The sequence below is a fragment of the Ensifer sp. VA4 genome (assembly GCF_055710065.1).
Genome location: NZ_JBVQPO010000008.1, coordinates 139,265 through 157,944 on the forward strand (window position 1 = coordinate 139,265; position 18,680 = coordinate 157,944).

The 18,680-nt window shown below is 63.1% G+C and carries 16 protein-coding genes; 5 read left to right on the plus strand and 11 right to left on the minus strand.

Translation table 11 applies throughout. The features are described 5' to 3' along the window. A complete protein-coding gene (ligD, locus tag AC0C6X_RS15720; RefSeq protein WP_472953928.1) occupies positions 1-2,595 on the plus strand; it encodes a DNA ligase D in 2,595 nt (864 codons plus the stop codon). Positions 2,596-2,704: 109 nt separating this feature from the next. Here ligD and ybgC read toward each other — a convergent pair whose 3' ends face one another. Continuing rightward, positions 2,705-3,160 carry a tol-pal system-associated acyl-CoA thioesterase gene (gene ybgC / locus AC0C6X_RS15725; RefSeq protein ID WP_173520448.1) on the minus strand — a complete coding sequence of 152 codons (456 nt, stop codon included), beginning with the start codon at positions 3,158-3,160 and terminating at the stop codon, positions 2,705-2,707. 124 nt (positions 3,161-3,284) lie between these two features. On the opposite strand from ybgC, the gene AC0C6X_RS15730 reads away from it, so the two are divergent. Genes AC0C6X_RS15730 through AC0C6X_RS15740 form a run of 3 tightly spaced genes read left to right on the plus strand, consistent with a single transcriptional unit; the run spans position 3,285 to position 6,261 of the window. Beyond that, complete coding sequence (locus AC0C6X_RS15730; RefSeq protein ID WP_472953929.1) at positions 3,285-4,505, plus strand: NAD-dependent epimerase/dehydratase family protein; 1,221 nt, start codon at positions 3,285-3,287, stop codon at positions 4,503-4,505. Then, complete coding sequence (locus tag AC0C6X_RS15735; protein WP_173520446.1) at positions 4,502-5,362, plus strand: glycosyltransferase; 861 nt, start codon at positions 4,502-4,504, stop codon at positions 5,360-5,362. Before AC0C6X_RS15730 ends, AC0C6X_RS15735 begins: the two co-directional genes overlap by 4 nt. After that, on the plus strand, positions 5,359-6,261 hold the full coding sequence (locus AC0C6X_RS15740) for an NAD-dependent epimerase/dehydratase family protein (RefSeq protein WP_472953932.1): 903 nt from the start codon (positions 5,359-5,361) through the stop codon (positions 6,259-6,261). Before AC0C6X_RS15735 ends, AC0C6X_RS15740 begins: the two co-directional genes overlap by 4 nt. 21 nt (positions 6,262-6,282) lie before the next feature. Here the strand turns inward: AC0C6X_RS15740 and AC0C6X_RS15745 are convergent, their stop codons facing one another. From AC0C6X_RS15745 to ruvC, 4 genes are all read right to left on the minus strand, one after another. Further along, positions 6,283-7,185, minus strand: a complete 903-nt coding sequence (locus tag AC0C6X_RS15745) for a metallophosphoesterase (protein WP_173520444.1) — start codon at positions 7,183-7,185, stop codon at positions 6,283-6,285. Further along, on the minus strand, positions 7,186-8,226 hold the full coding sequence (gene ruvB / locus AC0C6X_RS15750; protein WP_173520443.1) for a Holliday junction branch migration DNA helicase RuvB: 1,041 nt from the start codon (positions 8,224-8,226) through the stop codon (positions 7,186-7,188). Positions 8,227-8,320: 94 nt separating this feature from the next. Beyond that, positions 8,321-8,938, minus strand: a complete 618-nt coding sequence (ruvA, locus tag AC0C6X_RS15755; protein ID WP_472953936.1) for a Holliday junction branch migration protein RuvA — start codon at positions 8,936-8,938, stop codon at positions 8,321-8,323. Positions 8,939-9,053: 115 nt separating this feature from the next. Then, positions 9,054-9,566 (minus strand): crossover junction endodeoxyribonuclease RuvC, encoded by a 513-nt coding sequence (gene ruvC, locus AC0C6X_RS15760; RefSeq protein WP_173520441.1) that lies wholly within the window; start codon positions 9,564-9,566, stop codon positions 9,054-9,056. A 170-nt stretch (positions 9,567-9,736) separates the two neighbouring features. Between ruvC and AC0C6X_RS15765 the strand changes: the two genes are divergently transcribed. Next, positions 9,737-10,735 carry an LLM class flavin-dependent oxidoreductase gene (locus tag AC0C6X_RS15765; protein WP_472953938.1) on the plus strand — a complete coding sequence of 333 codons (999 nt, stop codon included), beginning with the start codon at positions 9,737-9,739 and terminating at the stop codon, positions 10,733-10,735. 10 nt (positions 10,736-10,745) lie between these two features. Here the strand turns inward: AC0C6X_RS15765 and AC0C6X_RS15770 are convergent, their stop codons facing one another. From AC0C6X_RS15770 to AC0C6X_RS15795, 6 genes are all read right to left on the minus strand, one after another. Further along, the gene (locus AC0C6X_RS15770) at positions 10,746-11,375 is read right to left on the minus strand and encodes an HAD hydrolase-like protein (protein ID WP_472953941.1); all 630 of its coding nucleotides are present in this window, start codon (positions 11,373-11,375) and stop codon (positions 10,746-10,748) included. 72 nt (positions 11,376-11,447) lie between these two features. Continuing rightward, positions 11,448-12,194: a YebC/PmpR family DNA-binding transcriptional regulator gene (locus AC0C6X_RS15775; RefSeq protein ID WP_173520438.1), complete on the minus strand. Its 747-nt coding sequence runs from the start codon at positions 12,192-12,194 to the stop codon at positions 11,448-11,450. Between the two features lie 84 nt (positions 12,195-12,278). Continuing rightward, positions 12,279-12,761 carry a DUF6636 domain-containing protein gene (locus AC0C6X_RS15780; RefSeq protein ID WP_472953943.1) on the minus strand — a complete coding sequence of 161 codons (483 nt, stop codon included), beginning with the start codon at positions 12,759-12,761 and terminating at the stop codon, positions 12,279-12,281. Positions 12,762-12,778: 17 nt separating this feature from the next. Then, a complete protein-coding gene (locus AC0C6X_RS15785; RefSeq protein ID WP_472954109.1) occupies positions 12,779-13,615 on the minus strand; it encodes an MBL fold metallo-hydrolase in 837 nt (278 codons plus the stop codon). 255 nt (positions 13,616-13,870) lie between these two features. Then, entirely contained in the window at positions 13,871-17,050 is a 3,180-nt protein-coding gene (locus AC0C6X_RS15790) for an efflux RND transporter permease subunit (protein WP_472953946.1), read from the minus strand. Beyond that, entirely contained in the window at positions 17,047-18,201 is a 1,155-nt protein-coding gene (locus AC0C6X_RS15795; RefSeq protein WP_173520435.1) for an efflux RND transporter periplasmic adaptor subunit, read from the minus strand. Before AC0C6X_RS15795 ends, AC0C6X_RS15790 begins: the two co-directional genes overlap by 4 nt. Between the last annotated feature and the right edge of the window lie 479 nt (positions 18,202-18,680).

The window sequence follows — 18,680 nt, forward strand, 5'->3', positions numbered from 1 at the left end:
ATGGCCACCAACCACGATCCCCTGGCCGAATACAACAGACGCCGCGATTTCCGCGAGACCCGCGAACCAAAGGGCAAGATCGGTCGCAGTCGCTCGAACCAAAGGCGCTTCCTGGTGCAGAAGCATGACGCCACACGCCTTCATTACGATTTCCGACTGGAATGGGACGGCGTTCTGAAAAGCTGGGCCGTGACCCGCGGGCCTAGCCTCAACCCGGAGGACAAGCGTCTCGCCGTTCGAACCGAAGACCACCCGCTTGCCTATGGCGATTTCGAGGGAACGATCCCAGAGAAGCAATATGGCGGCGGCACCGTCATGTTGTGGGACACCGGCTGGTGGGAACCGGAAAACGATCCCGAGAAGGCATTGCGCGAAGGCAAGCTGACGTTTCAACTTCATGGCCAGCGCCTGCATGGCGGCTGGGCACTGGTCCGCATGCGGCCGCGCTCCGGCGAGAAGCGCGAGAACTGGCTGCTCATCAAGGAGGGGGATGACGCCGCCTCCGACGATGGTGAAACTCTCCTGGAGGACCATCAGACGAGCGTCACCACCGGCCGGACCATGGATGAGATCGCCGCCGGCAAGGGCGAACGCAGGAAGCACGTCTGGGCATCCGACAAAAGTACAGCCGCGAATCTGAGGGTGGGCGCGGTCGACACACCGCCGAAGAGATCGGTCAAGGGCAAGCCACCTGCTTTTCAGAAGCCACAACTGGCAACGCTGGTTTCGGAGGCGCCAGAGGATGACGCCTGGCTGAACGAGGTCAAGTTCGATGGTTATCGCCTGGTGGTAGCCATCGGCGGCGGCAAGGCCATCTGCCACACGCGCACCGGACTCGACTGGACCGAGAAATTCCAAAAAATCTCCAAGGCATTGGCGGAACTCGACTGCACGTCTGCGCTTATCGACGGCGAGGCCGTTGCCGTGTCCAAGGAGGGGTCATCGTTCTCCGCCCTGCAGAAGGCCCTGAAAGGCGGCGGCGAGACACGCTTCTATGCCTTCGACCTGCTTCACCTCGACGGCCGCGACCTGCGCCGCCTGCCGCTGATCGAGCGGAAGGAGACACTGAAGCGGCTGCTCAGATCCCTGCCGCCATCCAGCACCATTCAATACAGCGAACACGTGCGCGGCAACGGACCGGAAGTCTTCTCGACCATCTGCAAGGCCGGCCAAGAGGGCATCATCGCCAAACAGGCGGAGGCACCCTACAGCAATCAGCGAACCCGAAGCTGGCTCAAGATCAAATGCACAAGGCGCCAGGAATTCGTCATTGGCGGCTACTCGCCGTCGACGAAGAAAGGACGCGCCTTTGCCTCCCTTCTCGTCGGCACCTACGACAAGGGCGAACTCATCTATCGCGGACGCGTCGGAACCGGTTTCGACGAGGAACGCATGGAGACGCTCTCGGCCGCTTTCGCCAAACGCCGTCGCGCGACCAGTCCCTTCGCGAGCGTCCCGCGCGAGATCGCAAGGGACGCGATCTGGATCAGGCCGGACATGGTCGCAGAGATCGATTTCACCGAATTTACCGATGAAGGACATATCCGCCACGGCGCCTTTGAGGGGCTGCGGGATGACAAGGAGGCAAAGGCCGTGACACTCGAAACGCCGAAACCCGCAACGAAGTCCTCAGGCAAGTCCCAGGCGGAATCCTCGAAGGCAACGAACGCAAAGGGGGGATCGACCGCAGCGGACGAAACCGTCCTTGGCGTGCGGATCACCCACCCAGACCGCATCCTGTTCGAGGGCCAGGGCATCAGCAAACTGGATCTCTCCCGCTACTATGCGGTCGTCGCCGATCGGATGCTGCCCTACGCGGCCGAGCATCTCTTGTCGCTCGTGCGCTGCCCGCAGGGCGGCAAGGGGCAGTGCTTCTACCAGAGGCATGCCAGCGACGGCTTTCCCGACGAGATCAAGGAAGTCCCCGTCGAGGAGAGTTCCGGCGAGACCGAAAACTACATGTATGTGCGCGATGCCAAGGGCCTAGTCGCCGCGGTACAGATGGGCACTCTGGAGTTCCACATCTGGGGATCGCGCTTCGACAAGCTCGAGACACCCGACCGGCTGGTCTTCGACCTCGATCCCGACCCGAGCGTCGACTTCGACACCGTGAAGGCGGCCGCCGTCGCTCTGCGCGACGCCCTTGACGAGATCGGGCTGAAATCGATGCCCATGGTTACCGGCGGCAAGGGCGTGCATGTCATCGTGCCGCTGACGGCGCGCGCCGCCTGGCCGGAAGCCAAGGCCTTCGCCAAGACCTTTGCCCAAGGTTTCGCCGAACGCGATCCGGACAAGTTCATCGCCACCATGTCGAAAGCCAAACGCAAGGGACGCATCTTCATCGACTGGCTGAGAAACGAACGCGCCGCCACCGCGATCGCGCCCTACTCGACCCGGGCGCGCGCCGGCGGGCCGGTCGCCACGCCGGTCAGCTGGGATGAGCTTTCCGGCCTCAAGGCCGCCAACAGTTTCCGCATCGCCGATATTCTCGACCGGATCGAAAGCGGCGAAGATCCCTGGAAGGATCTTGCCGGCATCCGCCAATCCCTGACCAAGAAGATCCTGAACAAGGTCGGGGCGAAGGCGACCGACTAGAACGCACAAAGGACGCTCCAGCACTTGATTCGAGAGCATCTTCTCCGCTTTCAGTGATTCCACTTGAAAACTGGATGCTCTATGCCGCTTCTGCCCGGCGCAGCCCCGGTTATCCCACGCTTTCCTTCGCATGTTGGAACTTGTACGCCAGCGCTTCCGGCAAACGCCGCGGCCGACCCTGACCGTTGATGACGGCGATGATCACCTTGGCGGCGATCAGCAGTTGCTCACCACGGCGGATCTCCTGCTGCAGCACCATCTTGGCGCCACCGGCCTTCTCCGTGACCGTTGTAATCGTCAGGATGTCGTCCATGCGGGCAGGCAGCTTGAAGTCGATCTCCATGCGATGCACGACGAAGACCAGGCCTTCGCTGTCGCCTTCGATCGCGAGCGTCGCCTGTTCGACGCCGAGCAGCCGCAGGAAGTCGGTGCGGGCGCGCTCCATGAAGTGCAGGTAGCGGGCATGATAGACGACGCCGGAAAAATCTGTGTCTTCGTAGTAGACGCGCTGGATCAGCCGATGGCCATGTTCGGTCAGTTCGCCTGCGAGCGAAATCAGGGACATGCTTTTCTCCGAAAGAATTTCCCGTTTCCTGTGCAGGAACAAAAAGCCATTTGCAAGCATTGCAGCGTTGTCACAATCCTATCCTATCACGTGACGGACTTCCTTCTCGATCAGGAGAGCGTGCATGAAGATTGCGATTCTCGGCGGCGACGGTTTCGTCGGCTGGCCCACGGCCCTTCACCTGTCCGATGCCGGCCACGATGTCCACATCCTCGACAATCTTTCCCGCCGCTGGATCGATACGGAGCTCGGCGTGCAATCGCTGACACCGATGGACTCGATCCAGGAGCGCACCCGTATCTGGCACGCCGAAACCGGCCGCCGCATCCATTTCAATCTGATTGACCTCGCCCGCGACTACGAACTGCTCAAGAACTGGCTCGCCGAACAGCGCCCGGATGCGATCGTGCATTTCGCCGAACAGCGCGCCGCGCCCTATTCCATGAGGAGCGACCGCCACAAGAACTACACGGTCAACAACAACGTCAACGCCACGCACAATCTCTTGAATGCGTTGGTCGAGCTCGAGCTCGATGCGCATCTGGTGCATCTCGGCACCATGGGCGTCTACGGCTATTCGACCGTCGGCGCGGCGATCCCCGAGGGATACCTGCCGGTCGGCATCGAGACGATGGGCGGCGAGACCGTCAGCCAGGAGATCCTCTATCCCTCCAATCCCGGCTCGATCTATCACATGACCAAGTGCCTGGATCAGTTGCTGTTCCAGTTCTACGCAAAGAACGACGGCCTCAGGATCACCGACCTGCACCAGGGTATCGTCTGGGGCACCCATACCGAGCAGACGAGCCGTCACCCGCAGCTCATCAACCGCTTCGATTATGACGGCGACTATGGCACCGTCTTGAATCGCTTTCTGATCCAGGCGGCGATCGGCTATCCCCTGACGGTGCACGGCACCGGCGGCCAGACGCGCGCCTTCATCCACATTCAGGATTCGGTCCGCTGCATCGAGCTGGCGCTGAAGAACCCGCCGGCCCGGGGCAGCCGCGTCGAGATCTTCAATCAGATGACCGAGACCCACCGGGTGCGCGACCTCGCCGAGATGATCGCCGCTATGTCAGGGGCTGAGATCGCCTGGCTGCCCAACCCGCGCAAGGAAGCGGCCGAGAACGAACTCGTCGTGCACAATGAGAAGTTCCTGGCGCTCGGCCTCAACCCGACGCGGCTGCAGGACGGGCTGCTTTCGGAAATCGTCGATGTCGCGAAGAAATTCGCTTATCGTGTCGACCGCACGCGTGTACCCGCCGTCTCCGCCTGGACCAAGGACATCGCGCCGCTCATCAACCACGACCCAGAGGGCAAGCGGCTGAAATCCGTTTCATGACATCCACCGACCCTTCGGAGGGGCTCCGCCCCTCCTCGCCTCCTTCTGCCGGCCATGCCTTCGTGACGCTGGTCACCAATGCCGACTATGCGCTCGGGGCCCGCGCTTTGGCGCGCTCGCTGCGCCTCTCCGGCACCGAGGCCGATATTGTGGTGCTGCATACCGGCGGCGTCTCGCTCGACGCGCTGGCGCCGCTGGCCGAGTTCGGCTGCCGCCTCGTCGAGGCCGACCTCCTGCCGCTCTCCGACGCCTTCAACGAGCGCCACCAGCGCCGGAACGTGCATGAGACGGCGCCCTTCACCAAGGGCCGCAAACCCGCCTTTCACTCGCCGCTCGACAATTTCTGCAAGCTCAGGCTCTGGCAACTCGTCGAGTACCGCCGCTGCGTCTTCATCGACGCCGACGCGATCGTGCTCAGGAACATCGACCGGCTGTTTTCCTATCCGGAGTTCTCCGCCGCGCCGAACGTCTACGGAAGCCTCGCCGACTTTCACCGGCTGAACTCCGGCGTCTTCGTCGCCGAGCCTTCGCTCGCGACATTCGGACGGATGCTCGCTCGTCTCGACGCACCCGAGGCCTTCTGGCCGCGCACCGACCAGACCTTCCTGCAGACTTTCTTCCCGGATTGGCACGGCCTGCCGGTGACGATGAACATGCTGCAATATGTCTGGTTCAACATGCCCGACCTCTGGGACTGGCGCTCGATCGGCGTCCTGCACTACCAGTATGAAAAGCCCTGGGAAAAGGACCATCCGCGTGCCGAGGCCTTGCGGCCGCTGATCGACCTCTGGTTTGCCTTCCTGACCGGGGACGACATTCCGGAGATCGCTTCTCTCCCCAATCCGGTACGCCGATGACACGGGTCTTGGTCTCCGGCGGCACCGGTTTCGTCGGCCGCTTCATCGTCGAGCATTTGTTGCGGAACGGATACGAGGTGATCGTCGGCGGCCGCCATCCGCCCGACCCCGGCTATTTCACCGCCGATCTTCGCTTCGTGCCGTTGTTTCTCGATCCGGATCTCGACCAAGCCGCCGTATTCGAAGGCGTTGCCGCCTTCGTCCATGCTGCATTCGAACATGTCGAGGGCAGGTATCGCGGCGGTGAAGGCGACGATCCGCAAGGCTTCTGCCGTGCGAATATCGACGGCTCGGTCCGCCTGTTCGAGACGGCACAGGCGGCCGGCGTCAAGCGCTGCGTGTTTCTGTCGAGCCGCGCCGTCTACGGCAGTCGCCGCGCTGGCCGTCTCGACGAGACGTCGCCGCCAGACCCGGACACGCTTTATGGCCAGGCGAAGGTCGCGGTCGAAGATCACTTGCGGATGCTTGCAACAGAGGACTTCATCCCGGCAAGCCTGCGGGTCACCGGCGTATACGGTGCCGCTGGTCCTGGCCGACGGCACAAGTGGGCCGACCTGTTTGCGAGCTATCTTGAAGGAAAACCGATCCAGCCGCGGATCGGCACCGAGATCCATGGCGATGACGTGGGTGCCGCGGTGCGCCTGATGCTCGAAGCGGATAGCGCCGCGGTGCGGGGTGAGGTCTTCAACGTTTCGGACCTGCTGCTCGACGTCAGGAAAATTCTCTCGCTGGTGCAGGCACTGACCGGATGCCCGCACCCATTGCCGGAGACCGTTTCGGCGGATGGCTATCTGGTTATGGCGACTGAAAAATTGCGCCAGCTCGGCTGGCAGCCTGGCGGATCGGAGCGGCTGGCGACCTCGATCAGGGGTCTGCTCGAGGACATCAGGCCCGCGTAAAGCCTCCGGACCTCGGACCAGCTAACCAAGGTCGATGACGACGATTTCCGGCGGCACGCCGAAACGAACCGGCGCAAGCGAACAGCCGAGACCTCCGGAAACGATCAGGTTGCAATCGTTCTCGACCATATGGCCATAGGCGTAGCGATCGCCGAAGCGCGAGGGCACCACGGGCGCGTAGCCGAGAAGCCGCACCTGGCCGCCATGGGTATGGCCCGACAATGTCAACGCGACGCGTGAGGGAACGCTCGGGAAGATGTCCGGCTCGTGTGCCAGCAGAATGACCGGATCGCCATCGCTCACCTGCGCCAGCGTGCCCTCGAGATCGTCGAGACCTTTCATGCGCTGCCGCTGCCACTTCTTGCCCGGCACCAGGGCGAGCTGGTCTTCGAGACCGGCGATCCAGAAGCCCTGCCCTTCTTTCTCCAGCCGGACTGCCCGGTTGCTGTAGACGTTGATGCCGACATCCTGCAGCGCCTTGTGTCCGAAGGTCGGACCGCTTCCGTTTCTCTGCGCGGTCTTGTCCTCCCACCAGTCGTGATTGCCCATGACGGCATGGACGCCGAGCGGCGCCGTAAGCGTCGCAAGCGACTTAGCCCACTCGCTGGAGTGGACATAGCGGGTAACGAAATTCATACCGGCCGCGTAATCACCGAGAAGCACGGTTACGTCGCCGCCGAGATCATTGGCCTGGCGGCAGATCGAGGCGATGCGGCTTGCCGGCATCCAGGGTTCGCAGGCATGGATATCGGCGAGCGCGACGACACGCAGCTTCAGGCCGGGTGTCCAGCCGGGCGGCGTCAGCGAGTAACGAGTTACATTCAGCCGGGCCAATGGCTCGACGGCGAAGGCGTAACCGCTAAGCGCCGCCATGCTGGCAATCCCGCCGCCGATCATTTTCAACAATCCGCGGCGGGTAATCATCTATTCGTCCTCGAGTGTCAGCCGAAATTGTGTCGCCTCGACCTCTTTCGGTGGATTGAGGCCGATATGTTTCCAGGCATTTGCGGTCAAGATACGGCCGCGCGGCGTCCGCTGTATGAAACCTTGCTGGATCAGATAGGGCTCGATGATGTCTTCGATCGCGTCACGCGGTTCGGAGAGACCGGCGGCGATGGTTTCGATGCCGACGGGTCCGCCAGCGAAATTCTGCGCGATCATGAAAAGATAGCGCCGGTCGAGCTGGTCGAGCCCCATATTATCGACGAGCAGCCGTGTCAGTGCTTCGTCGGCGATCTCCTTGGTAACGGCCTCGGCGCGCGCCACTTCAGCGAAATCGCGCACCCGGCGCAGCAGCCGCCCGGCGATGCGCGGCGTGCCGCGGGCGCGACGGGCGATCTCGCGCGCGCCATCGTCGGTCATGCCGAGCCCCATCAGCCGGGCGCCGCGCCGGACGATCGATTCCAGTTCTTCGACGGTGTAGAAGTTGAGCCGCACCGGGATGCCGAAACGGTCACGAAGCGGTGTCGTCAGCAAGCCGAGGCGGGTGGTTGCTGCCACCAGCGTGAACTTCGAGAGATCGATCTTCACCGAACGTGCGGCCGGGCCTTCGCCGATGATGAGGTCGAGCTGGAAATCCTCCATCGCCGGATAGAGGATTTCTTCGACCGCCGGATTGAGCCGGTGGATTTCGTCGATGAAGAGCACGTCGCGCTCTTCGAGATTGGTGAGCAGTGCGGCGAGATCGCCGGCCTTGGCTATGACCGGGCCGGAGGTCGAGCGGAAATTGACGCCGAGCTCCTTGGCCATGATCTGCGCAAGCGTCGTCTTGCCGAGGCCGGGCGGGCCGACGAACAGTACGTGGTCCAGCGCCTCGCCGCGGTTCTTGGCCGCTTCGATGAAGATCTTCAGGTTGGCGCGCGCTTCCGCCTGGCCGGTAAACTCGTCCAGCGACTGCGGGCGCATGGTCGCGTCGAGATCCTCGCCGCGCTTTTCCGGCGTTATCAGACGTGCCGCATCAGTCATGCATTCGTTCCAATTGGTCGGTCGTCATGGCGCAGGTACCCACCTGCGTCCGGCCCCTTCCGTTCTGCCTTCTGCGCCCCGCCAAGGCAAGCGCTCATCGCGCCAGTTCCTTGAGGCCGAGGCGAATGAGCTTGGCACTGTCTCCCCCCTCACCGCCATTCTTCAGCGCGGCGGCAACCGCATTGGCCGCCTGGTCGCGCGAATACCCGAGATTGGTCAGCGCCGAAACCGCATCCGACACCGGCGCGGAGGCGACGCCTTCGCCAAGCTCCTGCTTGAGGCCGATCGACGACGCCATTTCGCCGGCAAAGGACGGTGCCTTGTTCTTGAGTTCGGTGACGATGCGTACCGCCACCTTGGGGCCGACACCCGGCGCGCGGGAGACCGAGGTCTTGTCCTGCAGCGCGATGGCATTGGCGAGTTCGCCCGGCGTCAGGGTCGAGAGCACCGCGAGCGCAACCTTCGAACCAACGCCCTGCACGCTTTGCAGCAGGCGAAACCATTCCCGCTCGAGCGCCGTCAGGAAGCCGAAGAGCTTCAACTGGTCCTCGCGCACATAGGTCTCGATGAAGAGCATCGCCCCCTCGCCAGCCGAACCGAGCTTGGACAAGGTGCGCGCCGAACAAAAGGCGACATAGCCGACGCCATGCACGTCGAGCACGACGTGATCCTCGCCGATCTCGTCGATGGTACCCTTCAATTTGCCGATCATATGGCGTCTCTCGCGGTGGGGGATGGTCGCTCAGACCATCGGAAAATATCTTCTCTACAGCGCCGCGCGCCTCAAGACGCGCTAAGGTCGATGTAGCATTTCAGATCTGCTGCAACTACGCCATCAATGCGGCGAGCCGGCTCGTCACCGATTGCCGATTGTGGGCATGACAGATGGCGATCGCCAATGCGTCCGCCGCATCGTTGCCCTTGAACTCGACCTTCGGCATCAGAACCTTGATCATCATGTGGATCTGCTGCTTCTCGCCATGGCCGACGCCGATCACGGCCTTCTTGACCGCGTTCGGCGCATATTCGGCGACCCTCAAGCCCGCGCGCGCCGGCACCAGCATCGCAATGCCGCGCGCCTGGCCAAGCTTCAGCGTCGCCGTCGCGTCCTTGTTGACGAAGGTCTGCTCGACCGCCGCTTCGTGCGGCTGGTAGCTGTGCACCACTTCGGCAAGGCCGTCGTGCAACTGGCAAAGCCGCGAAGCAAGATCCATCTCGCCATCGGAGGTGACCGTGCCGGAGGCAACGAAACGCAGCGAGTTGCCGAGCGTCTCGATGATGCCCCAGCCGGTGCGGCGGAGGCCCGGATCGATGCCGATGATGCGAATCATATTCTGCATGAAATTCACCCTATGACGCCAGCCTGGACGCTGCCAGCAAAAAGTGAACAAAACAAAAACATACGCACAGTTGAAACAGGGCTTCAGGAATTCTTGGTCGTCGCCCTTGGATTGAGGAAAATTGAGCTTACATAGCCTTTCATCAATTTCCCTCAATAAAGGCCTTTGCCATGGCGACTTTCTCCGTCCTCGATCTCTCCCCGATCACCGAAGGCGGCAGCGTCGCCCAATCGCTCGAAAATTCCCGCCGCCTGGCGCAGGCCGCCGAGGAGAACGGCTACAAACGCTTCTGGCTGGCGGAACACCACGGCATGAAGGGCATCGCCAGCGCCGCGACCTCCATCGTGATCTCGCACGTGGCCGCAGCCACGAAGACGATCCGCGTCGGCTCCGGCGGCATCATGCTGCCGAACCATTCGCCGCTGGTGATCGCCGAACAGTTCGGCACGCTCGCCGCGCTCTATCCGGGTCGCATCGATCTCGGCCTCGGCCGCGCGCCGGGAACCGACATGCGCACGGCCCAGGCGCTCCGGCGCAACATGGAGGCAAGCGGCAACAATTTCCCGAACGATGTCGTGGAACTGCAGGCCCTGCTCGGCCCCGTCGCCGAGGATCAGAAGATCATCGCCGTTCCGGGCGCCGACACCAATGTGCCGATCTGGCTGTTGGGCTCGAGCCATTTCAGCGCTCATCTTGCCGGCATGCTCGGCCTTCCCTTCGCCTTCGCTTCGCATTTCGCGCCGGACATGCTGCTCTCGGCGCTGGAGATCTATCGCGAACGCTTCACGCCGTCCGCGACGCTCGACAGACCGCATGTCATGGTCGGCGTCATGGGTGTCGCCGCCGATACGGACGAGGAGGCGAACTATCTCTTCACCTCGATGCAGCAATCCTTCGTAACGCTGCGGCGCAATGCGCGCGGACGCTTCCCGCCGCCGGTTCAATCGATGGACGGGCTCTGGAGCTATGACGAAAAGATCTTCGTGGACCATTCGATGATGTATGCGGTCGTCGGCGGGCCCGAGACGATCCGCCGGAAAATCGCGACCTTCCTCGATCAGACGAAGGCCGATGAACTGATCATCTCCCTACCGATCTTCGACATGGAGGCGCGCCTGCACTCGCTTCGCCTCTTCGGCGACGCCCAGCGCGATCTCGCGAAGGCCTGAGAAAGCGCGATCAGACCACGCCGAAAGCCGGCGCAATGTCCTCCATGCGGGTGAAAAACCGATCCGGTCCGAGCTTTCGCAGGAAGACCGGATCGGCATAACCCCAGGCCACCGCTCCCGCGGCAATGCCCGCCTTGCGGGCCGCTTCGATGTCGCGTGCTTCGTCGCCGATCGCCAGGAACCGGGTCGGGTCCAGCCCGGAATATCGGACCGCCTTCTTGAAATGCTGTTCCTTGCCGAAGAGAGCGGCACCGCACTCGAGAATGTCCACGGACGCCGCCGCTTCTCCGAGTGCAGCGCGAATCCCGTCTTCCGCGTTCGAGCTGACGATGGCGATGCCGATACCGGCGGCCCTCAACCGGCTGAGCAATTCGGCGGCGCCCGGAAACAGCCGCACGGTTGCGGCCTCGGCCGCCATGGCCCGGCGCATGAACATGGCGATCTGCGGCAGCTTCCACAGGGGCACGCCGAGATGCGCGATGATCTCGCGATTGCCCATCGTCCGCAGCGACTGGAACTCCTCGACGGAAAGCTCACGGAAGCCGTAGCGCCGTGCGGCACTGTTGCAGGCAAGCATGAAGCTCGCCGCGGTGTCCGCGAGCGTGCCGTCGAAATCGAAGATCGCAAATTCATAGGTCATCGGAACCGTACAATGAAAAACCCGTGCCCTTTCGGACACGGGTAAACAATCCGGAACTTGCCGAGCGTCCAATCAGGCGGACAGCTTCGCCAGGATCTCGTCCGACACTTCGAAGTTCGAATAGACGTTCTGGACGTCGTCATCGTCTTCGAGCGTGTCGATGAGCTTCATCAGCGACTGTGCCTTTTCTTCGTCGACCGGCACGGTGTTCTGCGGCTTCCAGATCGCCTTGACGGTCTCGGCTTCGCCGAGCGTGTCTTCGAGCGCCTTGGAGACTTCGCCGATCGCCTCGAAACCGCAGATGATCGTGTGGCCTTCCTCGTCGGTGGTAACGTCGTCGGCACCCGCCTCGATCGCCGCTTCCATCACCTTGTCGGCGTCACCGGCGGAGAGCTTGTAGGTAATTTCGCCGACGCGGTCGAAGGAGAAGGAAACCGATCCGGTTTCGCCAAGCGCACCGCCGGCCTTGGTAAAGGTCGAGCGCACGCTGGAAGCGGTACGGTTGCGGTTATCGGTCAGCGCCTCGACGATGACGGCAACGCCGCCCGGGCCGTAGCCCTCGTAGCGGACTTCTTCGTAGTTTTCCGCATCGCCGCCGGAGGCCTTCTTGATGGCCCGTTCGATGTTGTCCTTCGGCATCGACTGTGCCTTGGCGTTCTGGATCGCCAGGCGCAGGCGCGGGTTCATCGCCGGGTCCGGCATGCCGGCCTTGGCGGCAACCGTGATTTCGCGCGCGAGCTTGGAAAACATTTTCGAGCGCACCGCATCCTGACGGCCCTTGCGGTGCATGATGTTCTTGAACTGTGAATGGCCAGCCATGGCACCCTCTGCATGCATGATAATGTAGGAATGGGGCGCCTTATAGTTTTATTGCCGCTTTCCGTCCAGCCGGGGCGCGGCTTTTCAGTCGGCCGATACCTGCGCGCGGCTCAGGTGGAAGCTGTGTCCGTCATCACGACGACAGGAAAGGCCGGTGCGCTCCGAGGCGCAGGTGAACGGTCCCCGCGCCCAGCTTTGCCCGTAGTCGAGCACCGGGCCGGACGAACAGCAGCTCGGATCACCGACGGCGTGGTTGAGGGTGGCCGCACCCGTGCGGCCGAGCGTGGCGCGAACGTAGCGCGGCACGACGATATCGCAGGTAAGCTCCGGGCCGCCGTCGGCAGGCTGATAGACGGGCGTGCCGCCGGCCGGCGTGTAGACGCAGCCGATATTGCCCGATGGCATCACGAATATCTCCTGCACGCCCGCGGGCTCAACGGTCGGCTCCGGCTGGCTTTGCTGCCATTGTCCTTTGGGAGAGGGCATGCGTGGCGGCGGCGCGCCACCCGCTTGGGCCAGTGTCGACAGTGACAGGAAAAGCGATACGCCAACCACAAGCAACTTCATCGGGCGATCCTGAACGTTCAGACGCCCTGGAGAATATAAACCAGAGGTTTGCTTGGCAAGGAACGCAACGAGACTTTGACGCTGGCGCTGTCGGCGAAGCGTTTGTCGTAGTCGTCGCCGAACATGTCGAGAAAGGCGTCGATCGGCGGACCGCGCCGGTGCATCGGCAGGATCAGAGACGACCGCAGTCGATTGACGACCCGGCTCATGCTTTCGGCCCCCATGGTCAGACCGCCGTCGACCGGTACCATGAGCACGTCGAGCCGGCCGATCTGACGGTAGTGGCTGTCGTCAAGCTCATGATGAAGATGACCGAGATGGCCGATGCAAAGGTCCGCGACCTCGAAAATGAAGATTGAATTACCGTCACGCTCCATTGCCCCGCCGCCTGCACGGATGTCGGTCGTGACGTTGCGGATATAGGTGTCACCCACCACGAGGTCGTGACGGGCCGGTCCGCCGTCGTCGCCCCAGCCATGCAGAACGGTCCTGATCGCCGGGTCGGGCTTCAGCGTGTAGTGGCTCGAATGCGCCTTGTTCATCGTCGCGACCGTCGGCGGCGTGGGAGGCGCGAACCAACCATTGTAGTCGGTGGCGATCGAGATGCCGCCGGGCGTCTCGATTAGGAAGGTGGAATGACCGAGATAAGTGATGGTCACCTCACCGGCAGTCGCCTGTCCCCTGACGGCGGCCGCGGGCGTGAAGCTGGCGAAGGTCGCCTGCGGTATGGCCTCGGCAATCGCCTGGCACTGACTGACGTGACGGGGCTGCTGCTGCGCATGCGCGACGGACGGCCAGAATGCATGGATCAGCCATATGGCGGCGAACGTGTAGACAAGGTACCGGAGCATCAGCCTTCACCTCTCTCACTTTGCTTGCTTGACCCGGGCCTGAAGGGGCGCGGGAGCCGCAGCCGTTGAACAGCGAATGCCTTTGCCTTCGCTCGGCCCGGGCAGGGAGAGAATTGTTCAAGGGCCCGGGCGCGTCCAGTTACAAACGGCCGGCGCTGCTCACGTTTACGTCACCGCACTCGACAGAGAACGAGGAGTTTGGACGCTCAACGGCAAAGGCCCCGGCATCGCTGCCGGGGATCACAGTGTCGTATTCCTCTATTCGGCGGGGTGGGGAGCCGGTTCGGTCACCACCGCCGATTTGCGCCGCCGGAACGACCGCAGCGCGACGTAGAAGACCGGTGTCAGGAACAGGCCGAGGAAGGTCACGCCGAGCATGCCCGAAAACACCGCGGTACCGAGCGACTGGCGCATTTCCGCGCCGGGGCCGGTCGCGATCATCAGCGGCACCACGCCGAGGATGAAGGCGAAGGCCGTCATCAGGATCGGTCGGAGGCGCAATTGGCTTGCCTCCACCGCCGCCTCGATCGGCGTCTTGCCCTCGTCCTCGCCCTGTCGTGCGAACTCGACGATCAGGATCGCGTTCTTGGCCGCAAGGCCGATCAGCACGATCAACCCGATCTGGGTCAGCACGTTGTTGTCGAGACCGCGGACGAACACGCCGACCAGCGCCGCGAGCACGCCGAGCGGCACGATCAGGATGATCGCCAGCGGCAAAACCCAGCTTTCATATTGGGCCGAAAGCGCCAGGAACACGAAGACGACCGACAGCGCGAAGATGAACACTGCGGTATTGCCGGTCTGGCGTTCCTGGAAGGCGAGTTCCGTCCACTCAAAGGTCGTGCCCTGCGGCAGGATCTGGGCGGCGAGTGCCTCCATCTTGTCGAGGGCCGTACCCGTCGAAACGCCGACCGCGGGGTTGCCTTGGATCGGCACCGACACATACATGTTGTAGCGCTGGACCAGCGTCGGGCCGGCGGTATCGCGGATCTCGACCAACGTACCCATCGGCACGAGCGCACCGGTCGCGGAGCGAACCTTCAGCGCGAGGATATTGTCACGCTCGACGCGGTACTGCTGATCGGCCTGCGCCCGCACCTGGTAGACACGGCCGAAGGCGTTGAAGTCGTTGACGTAGGAGGTGCCGAGATTGATCGACAGCGCCTCGAAGATGTTGGGGATCGGCACGTTGAGCGTGCGCGCCTTGTCGCGGTCGATCGCCAGGAAGTATTGCGGGCTCGAGGCCGAGAAGGTGGTGAAGACGCCCGTCAGCCCCTCCGTCTGGTTGGCGGCACCCATCATCTGATAGGCAAGCCCCAGCGCCCGGCGCATGTCCGAGTTCTGCCGGTCCATGATCTGCATCTTGAAGCCGCCGGAATTGCCGATGCCGCGCACCGACGGCGGCGGCACGGCGATGATGAATGCCTCCTGGATGCTCTGCAGGCTGCCATAGAGCTGGCCGATGATCTGGTTGGCGCCCTGCCCGTGCTTCAGCCGTTCTTCGAAACTCTCGAACGAGGCAAAGACCACGCCCGAGTTGGACGCGTTGGTAAAGGTCGCGCCGTTGAAGCCGGCAAAGGCAACGGCGCTCTTCACTCCAGGAACGTCCTGGATGATCTTCGACGCCCGCTTGACCACCGCGTCGGTGCGGTCGAGCGAAGCGCCATCCGGGAGTTGGATGACGACGATTGCGTAACCCTGGTCCATGGTCGGCACGAAACCGCTCGGCACGATCTGCGCCATGTACCAAGTGGCCCCGAGCAGGCCCACAAAGACAAGCAGCGCCGCGGCCACCGCCGTCTTCGTCGACACCAGCCTGCGCACGATCCAGGCATAGCCCTCGGCCATCCGGTCGAAGCCGTTGTTGAAGCCGTTGGCCAGCGACCGACCGAAACGCGTCAGCGGATTGCGACTCTCGTTATGTTCGTTCTCATGCGGTTTCAACAGGATCGCCGCCAGCGCCGGCGACAGCGTCAGCGAGTTGAAGGCGGAGATCACGGTCGCAACCGAGATCGTCACTGCGAACTGCAGATAGAACTGGCCGGCAATGCCCGGGATGAAGGCCGTCGGAACGAAGACGGCGGTCAGTACCAGCGAGATGGCGATGACCGCAGCACCCACCTCGTCCATAGTCACGTGCGACGCCTCGCGCGGGGTCATGCCGCGCGCGAGATTTCGCTCGACGTTCTCGACGACGACGATCGCATCGTCGACGACAATGCCGATCGCCAGCACCAGGCCGAACAGCGTCAGCATGTTCAGCGAAAAGCCGAAGGCGTAGAGGAACGCAAAAGTGCCGACCAGCGACACGGGGATCGCAACGATCGGGATGATCGCCGTGCGCCAGGACTGCAGGAAGACGAGAACCACGATGGCGACGAGCAAGGCCGCCTCGCCGATCGTCTTGTAGACCTCATTGATCGATTCCGAGATGAACTCGGTCGGGTTGTAGACGATCCGGTACTCGAGCCCTTCGGGGAAATCCCGCGAGACGTCGGTCATCACCTTCTGGATCTGCTCGGCGGCATCGAGCGCATTGGTGCCCGGCCGCGAGAAGATGCCGAGCGCTACCGCCGGGCTGCCGTCGAGATAGCTGTTGTTGACATATTCGCGCGCGCCGAGCTCGACGCGCGCAACGTCCTGCAACTGCACCAGACGGCCGCTTTCGGTCGCCTTGACGATCACGTAGCGGAACTGCCGTGCATCGCTGAAGCGGCCGTCGGTGGTCACGGTATACTGGAAAGCGCTGTCGCCCGGCGCCGGCGGGCCACCGATCGAGCCGCCGGAGACCTGCACGTTCTGCTCGCGCAGCGCCTGCACGACGTCACCGGCAGTCATGCCGTAGGCCGAGAGTTTCTCCGGATCGAGCCAGACGCGCAGCGCATATTCGCGCTCGCCGAACAGGATGACGTCGCCGACGCCGTCGAGCCGCACCAGCAGGTCGCGGATGCGCGTACGCGCGTAATTCGAGACGTAGAGCTGGTCGTAGCGCTCGTTCGGCGACAGCAGATGCACGACCATCATCAGGTCGGGCGAGCTCTTCGCGGTGGTGATGCCGATGCGCCGCACCTCTTCCGGCAGGCGCGGTTCGGCGATGGACACGCGGTTCTGCACCAGCACCTGTGCCTGGTCCAGGTCGGTGCCGAGCTTGAAGGTGATCGTCAGCGCCATCGAGCCGTCGGCGGTCGAATAGGAGGACATGTAGAGCATGTTCTCGACGCCGTTGATCTCCTGCTCGAGTGGCGTCGCCACGGTATTGGCGACCGTGTCCGCGTCCGCGCCGGGATAGGCGGCCCGAACGACGATGGTCGGCGGGGCGATCTCCGGATACTGCGCCACCGGGAGCTGGAAATAGGCGATGCTGCCGACGATCAGGAAAACGATCGACAGCACCGATGCGAAGATCGGTCGGTCGACGAAGAAGTGAGCGAACCTCATTGCTCCGTCCTCGTCGCTTGCGCTTCAGAGGGAAGCTGAACCATCTCCGGCTTCACCTTGGTACCGGGACGCGCCCGCATCAGGCCGTTGACGACGATGGTCTCGTCACCGGTCATGCCGCTGCGGATGACGCGATAGCCGTGCAGCTTCGGCCCGAGCCGCACGGGCTTGGTCACCACCGATCCGTCTGCCGTCACCTCGTAGACGATCCGCTCGTTCTGGTCGGCGCCGATCGCCTCATCGGGAATGAGCACGGCCTTGTAGGTGTTCGAGCCTTCGATCTGCACGCGGCCGAAGAGACCAGGCTGTAGCACCAGCTTCGGGTTCTCGAGACGGGCGCGCACGCGCATGGTACCGCTCTGCGGGTCGACACGGTTTTCGGCAAAGTCGAGCTTGCCCTTGAACGGCTCCTCATTGGAGTCGGCAATGGTGACCAGCACCTCGAGCGCACCGCCACCTTCCTGCAGCGCGCTGCCGCGTTCGCGCGCGACCCGTGCGTAGGAGAGCAGCCGCCGCTCATCGACGTCGAAATAGAAGTCGATCGGATCGAGCGAGACGATCGTCGTCAACACGGTCTGGTCGGCCTGGACGAGGTTGCCCGGCGACAGCAGGCGTCGGTCGACGCGGCCGCTCAGCGGCGCAGTAATCGTGGTGTAGTCGAGATCGAGCTTGGCACGCTCGACCGCCGCTTCCGAACCGCGCACCAGCGCCTGCGCCGAAAGCAGTTCCCGGCGGTGATCGTCGAGCGTCGAGATCGACAGCGTGCCCGTGCCCGTCAGCGATTGCGTCCGCTTGAACTGCGCCTCGGCGAATGCCAGCGTCGAGCGTGCCGATTCGAGCGTCGACTCGGCCTGGGAAAGGGCCGTGCGATAGGGGCGCTGGTCGATGACGAAGAGCCTGTCACCCTTCTTCACCAGCGCACCATCGGTGAAGTTGACCTCATCGAGATAGCCGCCGATGCGGGCGCGAACCTGCACCTCGTCGACCGGCTCGAACCGGCCGATGAATTCGTCACTGTCGATCACGTCACGCACGACCGGCTTGGCGACGGTCACGACGGGCAATTGCGCGTCCTGCGCTTGAGTACCAACAGCGGAAAGAAGGGAAAGAGAAGCGCCGACGATCATCGGCAAATGCCACTTAGACAACATGCACGCCCTCCGAATGCACTTTGGATCGCGACGAGAAGCCGACCGAGCGACCACCGCAACCGCTTTGAATACTTCAGAGCGGGACATGGCGGAAAATCGCCGCATTACCCTTCCGCTCCGCACAAATCCTCGGATCGGCAGCGATCCAAGAGGCAAAGTCGCACAAGCAATTAAATGATACAGCGGTCTCCGCTCTCGGCCGGCGAACGCTATTGGATCGAGATCGCCGGGCAGAGAGCGCCTGCTCCCGATTGTCCGGTGACGGCAGCACAGGTCCGCAATCCAAGACTGCGGACGGTATTCGTTACTGGAAAACACTCGAATACATCACGCCCCGGCCCGGCGTGACCTCGCGATAACCTGCCATCATTTGATGGGGTTGTCACCTTGAAAAAAATCAATTCCCGGAAGGCGATAACGGGCAGGGCGCGCCTCAACCAGAAGCGCGTTCGACCAACCGGAATTGCTGCCGGCTTCGC

What these genes read in the sequence shown, in the direction of transcription:
- ligD (WP_472953928.1), top strand. Translation starts at nt 1, where the DNA reads ATGGCCACCAACCACGATCCCCTGGCCGAATACAACAGACGCCGCGAT.
- ybgC (WP_173520448.1), bottom strand. Translation starts at nt 3,160, where the DNA reads ATGTCCCTGATTTCGCTCGCAGGCGAACTGACCGAACATGGCCATCGG.
- AC0C6X_RS15730 (WP_472953929.1), top strand. Translation starts at nt 3,285, where the DNA reads ATGAAGATTGCGATTCTCGGCGGCGACGGTTTCGTCGGCTGGCCCACG.
- AC0C6X_RS15735 (WP_173520446.1), top strand. Translation starts at nt 4,502, where the DNA reads ATGACATCCACCGACCCTTCGGAGGGGCTCCGCCCCTCCTCGCCTCCT.
- AC0C6X_RS15740 (WP_472953932.1), top strand. Translation starts at nt 5,359, where the DNA reads ATGACACGGGTCTTGGTCTCCGGCGGCACCGGTTTCGTCGGCCGCTTC.
- AC0C6X_RS15745 (WP_173520444.1), bottom strand. Translation starts at nt 7,185, where the DNA reads ATGATTACCCGCCGCGGATTGTTGAAAATGATCGGCGGCGGGATTGCC.
- ruvB (WP_173520443.1), bottom strand. Translation starts at nt 8,226, where the DNA reads ATGACTGATGCGGCACGTCTGATAACGCCGGAAAAGCGCGGCGAGGAT.
- ruvA (WP_472953936.1), bottom strand. Translation starts at nt 8,938, where the DNA reads ATGATCGGCAAATTGAAGGGTACCATCGACGAGATCGGCGAGGATCAC.
- ruvC (WP_173520441.1), bottom strand. Translation starts at nt 9,566, where the DNA reads ATGCAGAATATGATTCGCATCATCGGCATCGATCCGGGCCTCCGCCGC.
- AC0C6X_RS15765 (WP_472953938.1), top strand. Translation starts at nt 9,737, where the DNA reads ATGGCGACTTTCTCCGTCCTCGATCTCTCCCCGATCACCGAAGGCGGC.
- AC0C6X_RS15770 (WP_472953941.1), bottom strand. Translation starts at nt 11,375, where the DNA reads ATGACCTATGAATTTGCGATCTTCGATTTCGACGGCACGCTCGCGGAC.
- AC0C6X_RS15775 (WP_173520438.1), bottom strand. Translation starts at nt 12,194, where the DNA reads ATGGCTGGCCATTCACAGTTCAAGAACATCATGCACCGCAAGGGCCGT.
- AC0C6X_RS15780 (WP_472953943.1), bottom strand. Translation starts at nt 12,761, where the DNA reads ATGAAGTTGCTTGTGGTTGGCGTATCGCTTTTCCTGTCACTGTCGACA.
- AC0C6X_RS15790 (WP_472953946.1), bottom strand. Translation starts at nt 17,050, where the DNA reads ATGAGGTTCGCTCACTTCTTCGTCGACCGACCGATCTTCGCATCGGTG.
- AC0C6X_RS15795 (WP_173520435.1), bottom strand. Translation starts at nt 18,201, where the DNA reads ATGTTGTCTAAGTGGCATTTGCCGATGATCGTCGGCGCTTCTCTTTCC.